This is a genomic window from Mesorhizobium sp. M0983 (assembly GCF_040318975.1).
Classification (GTDB): domain Bacteria; phylum Pseudomonadota; class Alphaproteobacteria; order Rhizobiales; family Rhizobiaceae; genus Mesorhizobium.
Genome location: NZ_JAMYNH010000021.1, coordinates 73,934 through 80,275 on the forward strand (window position 1 = coordinate 73,934; position 6,342 = coordinate 80,275).

Consider the following 6,342-nt stretch of genomic DNA (forward strand, 5'->3'; position numbering starts at 1 on the left):
TTCACCCCACCGCTCGCGCCGCTGCCCGTCCGGCACTGCGGCCGGAAAAGATGCAGCCGCCGAGAAACGTACCTTCGAGCGCTGCATAGCCGTGCATGCCGCCGCCGCCGAAACCGGCTGCCTCGCCCACCGCGTACAGCCCTTCGACCGGTTGGCCGCCGGCGCCCAGCACGCGGCTGTCGAGGTCCGTCTCAAGCCCGCCGAGCGTCTTGCGGGTCAGGATGCCGAGCCTGACGGCGATCAGCGGGCCATTGGCGGGATCGAGCAGCTTGTGCGGTCTTGCGGTACGGATCAGCCGGTCTCCGAGATAGGCTCGCGCGCCGCGCAGCGCGGTGATCTGCATGTCCTTGGAGAACGGATTGTCGAGCTGCCGGTCGCGGGCGCGGATTTCGCGCTCGACCTGCGCCAGTTCGAGCAGCGGCTCGCCTCCGGCCAGTGCGTTCATGCGGGCGACCAGCGCCGGCAGTTCGGGCTCGACGATGAAATCCTCACCCTTCTCCATGAACGCCTTGACCGGCGCGGGCACGCCGCTGGTGGCACGGCCAAGCACCTGGCGCCAGCTTTTCCCCGTCAGATCGGGGTTCTGCTCGGAGCCGGACAGCGCGACCTCCTTCTGGATGATCTTTTTGGTCAGGATGAACCAGGAATAGTCGTATCCGGTGCTCATGATGTGGCTGAGCGTGGCCAACGTGTCGAAGCCGGGATAGAGCGGCACCGGCAGGCGTTTGCCGCGCGCATCGAGCCACAGCGATGACGGGCCGGGCAGAATGCGGATCGCATGATCGGTCCAGATCGGTGCCCAGTTCCTGACGCCCTCAACATAGTGCCACATGCGGTCGCGGTTGATGAGCCTGCCGCCGGCAGCCTCGGCGATCGCCAGCATGCGGCCGTCGACATGGTCGGGAACGCCGGTGATCATGCGTTTCGGCGGCGCACCCAGCCGCTGCGGCCAATTCTCCCGGACCAGCTGGTGATTGGCGCCGATGCCGCCGGAGGCGACGATGACGGCCTGCGCCTTCAACTCGAAATCGGCTGTGATCTCGCGCGAGCTCTTGCGGCCGCGCTCGGCATCACTCGCCGCCAATATGTCGCCGCGCACGCCGTCGACGGCAGCACCCGTCCGGCTCAATTCGTTGACCCGGTGACGGAACCTGAAGCTGATCAGCCCGCGCTTCTCGGCCTCGCGCACGCGCTGCACGAACGGTTCGAGCACACCAGGCCCGGTGCCCCAGGTGACATGGAAGCGCGGCACCGAATTGCCGTGGCCGACGGCATTGCCGCCGCCGCGCTCGGCCCAGCCGACCACCGGAAAGAATTTCAGGCCGCGCTGCATGAGCCAGGAGCGCTTCTCGCCGGCGGCGAAGCCGACATAGGCCTCAGCCCAGCGGCGCGGCCAGAGATCTTCCGTGCGGTCGAAGGCTGCAGTGCCCAGCCAATCCTCGAGCGCCAGCTCATACGAATCGCGGATGCGCATGCGCCGCTGTTCGGGCGAATCGACAAGGAAGATGCCGCCGAGCGACCAGAACGCCTGGCCGCCAAGCGACTGCTCCGGCTCCTGCTCGACGATGATTGTCTTCTTGCCGGCCTCAGTCAGTTCGGCCGCCGCGACAAGACCGGCAAGGCCGGCGCCGACAATGATCACATCCGCGTCGTTTGGCATCTATTTGGTCATGATCTCGTCCAAAAACCGGTCCCTCATTTTTTGGGATCATGGCCGGCCTAGACTGTCTCCCAGCCTTCCTTCTCGCCGGCGCGGAAGATGGCATCGATGACGTTCTGGTTGAGCACCGATTCTTCCAGGGTGAAAACGCGGTCCTTGCCGCCCTGTGCCGCCCGCGCGAAGGCCTCGACTTCCAGCCGGTATTGCTGCGTGCCGGGAAAGCGGAATACCTGCGCCTCGCTGTGGTTCTGGTTGTGCAGCTCGACGCGGTGATGGTCATAGAGCCCGGCGTTGAACGGTGAGAACACCTCGATGAATCCCTTCTCGCCGTGGAACACCATCACCTGGCGTGCCGCCATCTGCGTCGACAGGTAGAATGACAGCTCGAAATCGCCGAAATCGGCGCGGATCGAGGAATAGATGTCGGTGCCGAACGTCTTGTCGCGCTCGATCGTCGCCTGGACGCGCAGCGGCTCCTTGCCCGTCGAAAAGCGTGTCGACACCGTCGGGTAGACACCGATGTCGGGCAGCGCGCCGCCGCCGAGATCGAGCTTGTTGCGCATGTTGTTGGGGTCGACATTGTAATAGGAGAACGCGCCCTGGACATGGCGCAGCCGGCCGATGGCGCCGTTGGCGATCAGCTCGCGCACCTTGATCCATTGCGGATGGTAGACGACCATGAAGGCTTCGCAGACCAGCACCTTCTTGGCATCGCGCAGCTTGATCAGCGGCGGAATGTCCTTGGCATCGAGCGCCAGCGGCTTTTCGACCAGAACATGCTTGCCGGCCTCGATCGCCTTGGCCGTCCATTCGACATGCTGCGAGGTCGGCAGCGGAATGTAGACGCCGTCGATGTCGCTGGAGGCGAGCAGCTCCTCATAGGAGCCGAAAGCGTGGCGCGCGCCGAAGCGTTCGCCCAGTGCCCGGGCTTTCGACAGATCGCGGCTGGCGATCGCCGACAGCACGCCGTTCTCCGCCTCGACGATTGCCGGCAAAAGCTGCTCGCGGCCGATCTTGGCCGTCGACAAAACACCCCATCGGAACATCAGATTTCTCCTCTCGATTGCAGGCCTGGAGGTTTGCCCTAATTCAAGAGAAAAGCCAATTGGACACTTGGACTGGTCCTTCGAACCGGGCTTTCGTCATCCTCGGGCTTGACGATGCGAGACGTGTCTCTGCCAATCGCGAAGTCAAGCTATCCCCGCTTGCCGGTCAGCGTCATGTCGAAGTCGACGACGTTGGAATAGATCGGCGTGCCGACATCCATGCCGTAGCGCGACCGCAGCACCTTGCCGGTGATATGGAATTTTATCGTGCCCGCCCTGAGGCCGCGGAGCTCGGCCGTGAATTTTTCCTGAAAGGTCTTGCCGCGCGCCGTCAGCCGGCCGGTGACAAGGGCTGACGTGGCGCCGGTGCGTTTGACGCTGGTCGAACGGAACTGGATCTCCGGATTGTTGGCCGCGTCGAAAACCGCGTCCGAGCGGAGAAATGCGTCGATGCGGCTTTGGTCGGTACCGACGCTTTCGGGGAAGATGGTGAAATTGACCTGGGACCGGCCGATATCGCTGTTGTCGATGAGGATACTGCCCTTGAAGCGGGCAAAGGCACCGTCGAGCCCGCCGCCGCCGAGCTTGGCGATGGAGAAGTGGATGCTGGAACTCCCCGGGCTGATGGTGTAGCTGCCGGCCGCGTCGCCAAGGGCGACGGCGGCGAAAACAGGCATGGCAAAACAAGCGACGGCTGCCGCAAATCCGAAGATGCGCGCGTACATGGGACTGGTCCTCTTGGGAGGCAACGCTTTCTTGCGTCCTCGCCCCATGAACGAATGAGCCGCCCGCTCTATTCCGTGTCGCGATGTGACGAAGCCGTGATCATGCGCGTCAGCACGGTATCCCTCAGCCAGAAATGATGACGCAGCGCCGCGGCCAGATGCAAAGCGACAAGCCCGATGCCGGCATAGGCGAGATACCAGTGCGTCGCCGCCCAGAAGCTTTCTGCCATGTCCGATTCACCAAGCGGCAGATTGGGCATGACGAACAGATTGAACGGCACGCTCGGGATCTCCAGCACCGAGACCGAGACCAGCGCCCAGCCGGACAGCGGCAGAGCGAGCTGAAACGCATAAGGCGCAAGATGGACAAGCGGCGCGATGCGGCGCTCGAACGGGCCGACCGAGCGCGGCAGCGATGGGGCCGGTCTGGCAAGGCGCCAGGCGATGCGCAGGATGACCAGCCCAAGCAGCAGGAAGCCGAAGGATTTATGCAGCTGGATCAGCTCGAAGGCGGTGCGCTGGCTGGACAGTCTCACCATGACGAAGCCGAGCACGAACTGGCCGATAAAGAGCGCCGCGATCAGCCAGTGAAGGATGAGCGCCGTCCAGCCGTAGCCGGTGGCCTGGTTTTTGGGCAGTGCTGACATGGTCGGTGAACGAATGCCAGGTCGGCTTTCTTCCACCTCTCTCTTGTGGGGAGGGTTGGCTTACTCGCCGACCTTGAAGAAATCAACAAAGGCCCTGAGCGCCGGCCGCATCTGGCGGCGGCTTGGGTAATAGACGAAGAAGCCGTCGAAAGGCGGGCACCAGTCCTCCAGCACGCGAACAAGCTTGCCAGCGGCGAGCGCGTCGCGGACATAGTCCTCGAACACGAAGGCGAGCCCGGCGCCGTCGACTGCGGCGTTGGCAATCAAATGGTCCTCGTCGAGGATCAGCGGCCCTTGCACCGGGATTTCGATCTCCTCGCCGTTCTTCTCGAATTCCCAGCGATAGAGAATGCCGCTGGAGAAGCGGAAGCGGATGCAGCGGTGACCGGCAAGATCGCGCGGATGCTGCGGCTTGGGCATGGTCTCGAAATAGGATGGCGCGCCGACGACTGCGCCGCGAAGGTCCGGCCCGATGCGCACGGCGATCATGTCGCGCTGCAGGCTCTCGCCCAGCCGCACGCCGGCATCGAAGCCGCCCTCGACCACATCGGTGAAGCGGTCCTCGATGACGATCTCCAGCACGATGTCGGGATAGGCAGCGGCAAAGGCGCCGAGTCTTGGCGTCAGCGTCAGGTGGGCCGCGGTGCGCGGCACGGTCAGCCTGAGATTGCCGGCCGGCCGGTCGCGCGCCTCGATCGCCGATTCCAGCGCCAGATCGATCTCCGATAGCGCCGGCCTGAGGCGCTCGAGCAGCTGCGCGCCCTCCTCGGTCGGAGCGACGCTGCGCGTGCTGCGCGCCAGAAGGCGCACGCCGAGGCGCGCTTCGAGGCTGGAAACCGCGTGGCTGACCGCCGATGGCGCGATTGCCAGTTCCTTGGCCGCGCCGCGAAAACTGCCGCATTGGGCGACCGTTGCCAGTACAGCGAGCTGTGAAAGATGGGTTCGCTTCATTGATCTATTTTTTGGAACAGCCTGTGCAAATGAGAGCCGATTATCGAACGCAGCGCAAGACGCTATCTCTGCGGCATCACAACCATCACAACAAGGAGATACGTGATGCAAACCCGCAAGCTCGGCAATGAACTTGACGTCTACCCGGTCGGCCTCGGCTGCATGGGGATGAGCTTTGCCTATGGTGGCCAGCCGGAGGCGGACGCGATCGCCACGCTGCGCCACGCTGTCGACATCGGCGTCAATTTCTTCGACACGGCCGAAGTCTATGGCCCCTACGAGAACGAAATCCTGGTTGGCAAGGCGCTGAAGCCGGTGCGTGACAAGGTGACGATTGCGACGAAATTCGGCTTCAAAATCCTGGAAGAAGGCAGCGGCATGGAGCGCATGGCCGGCGTCGACAGCCGCCCGGAACACGTCAAGGCGGTTGCCGAAGCGTCGTTGAAGCGGCTGGATACGGAGGTCATCGACCTCTATTACCAGCACCGCGTCGATCCCAACGTGCCGATCGAGGATACGGTCGGCGCCATGGCCGAGCTGGTGCGCGAGGGCAAGGTGCGGGCGCTCGGCCTGTCGGAGGCGAGTGCGGCGACCATCCGCCGGGCGCATGCGGTGCATCCGATCGCCGCGGTGCAGAGCGAATATTCGCTGTGGAGCCGCGATCCGGAGGAGGAGGTGTTTGCCGTCTGTCGCGAGCTCGGCATCGGCTTTGTCCCCTATAGCCCGCTCGGCCGCGGCCTGCTCACCGGCACGATCGCCAAGCCCGATGTTCTCGGCGCCGACGACTGGCGCCGCGGGTTGCCGCGCTTCCAGGCCGACGCCATGGCGGCCAATGCGGCGGTCGTCGCCGTGCTGGAAAAGATGGCCGCCGAGAAGGGCGTGACGCCGGCGCAGCTGGCGCTCGCCTGGGTGCTGCATCAGGGCGACTTCATTGTCCCGATCCCCGGCGCGCGAAAAATTCGCCATCTGGAGCAGAATACGGCGGCAGCCGATATTGTGCTGAGCCAGGCCGAAGTGGCGTCCATCGGCGACGCGCTGTCGCCGGAAAAGGTGGTCGGCAAGCGCTATACCGAGGAGCTGCTGGCCCTGGTCAACGGTTGAACGGCGATCGACGGCGTAATCGAAACGGGGCGTTTCGGCGCCCCGTTTTCGGTCGCGCCGCAATGCAAATAATTGCGAGATATTGGCGCGAGGCACCCCCCTCTGTCCTGCCGACATTTCCTACCAAGGCACGACACTGATCTCCGGCCAGTTCTCCCTCGCACGCGCGCCCTTCATCTCGTGCGTCTGCTGATTATCTAGTGCACGGTTCG

The 6,342-nt window shown here is 64.3% G+C and carries 6 protein-coding genes; 1 reads left to right on the forward strand and 5 read right to left on the reverse strand.

Features of this window, described 5'->3' with window-relative positions; all coding sequences use genetic code 11:
* Window position 1: 1 nt before the first annotated feature.
* The 5 genes from NKH71_RS27380 to NKH71_RS27400 all read right to left on the reverse strand — a co-directional run bounded on the left by NKH71_RS27380 (window position 2) and on the right by NKH71_RS27400 (window position 5,029).
* On the reverse strand, window positions 2-1,660 hold the full coding sequence (locus NKH71_RS27380) for an FAD-binding dehydrogenase (RefSeq protein WP_023718307.1): 1,659 nt from the start codon (window positions 1,658-1,660) through the stop codon (window positions 2-4).
* Between the two features lie 59 nt (window positions 1,661-1,719).
* Window positions 1,720-2,706 (reverse strand): Gfo/Idh/MocA family protein, encoded by a 987-nt coding sequence (locus NKH71_RS27385; protein ID WP_352895484.1) that lies wholly within the window; start codon window positions 2,704-2,706, stop codon window positions 1,720-1,722.
* 149 nt (window positions 2,707-2,855) lie between these two features.
* Entirely contained in the window at window positions 2,856-3,431 is a 576-nt protein-coding gene (locus NKH71_RS27390; RefSeq protein WP_352895485.1) for a YceI family protein, read from the reverse strand.
* A 68-nt stretch (window positions 3,432-3,499) separates the two neighbouring features.
* Window positions 3,500-4,078 carry a cytochrome b gene (locus NKH71_RS27395; protein WP_352895486.1) on the reverse strand — a complete coding sequence of 193 codons (579 nt, stop codon included), beginning with the start codon at window positions 4,076-4,078 and terminating at the stop codon, window positions 3,500-3,502.
* 60 nt (window positions 4,079-4,138) lie between these two features.
* Window positions 4,139-5,029 (reverse strand): LysR family transcriptional regulator, encoded by an 891-nt coding sequence (locus tag NKH71_RS27400; protein ID WP_023718303.1) that lies wholly within the window; start codon window positions 5,027-5,029, stop codon window positions 4,139-4,141.
* A 105-nt stretch (window positions 5,030-5,134) separates the two neighbouring features.
* Here NKH71_RS27400 and NKH71_RS27405 point away from each other — a divergent pair, with 105 nt between their 5' ends.
* Window positions 5,135-6,130 carry an aldo/keto reductase gene (locus NKH71_RS27405; RefSeq protein WP_023718302.1) on the forward strand — a complete coding sequence of 332 codons (996 nt, stop codon included), beginning with the start codon at window positions 5,135-5,137 and terminating at the stop codon, window positions 6,128-6,130.
* The last annotated feature ends 212 nt before the right edge of the window (window positions 6,131-6,342 follow it).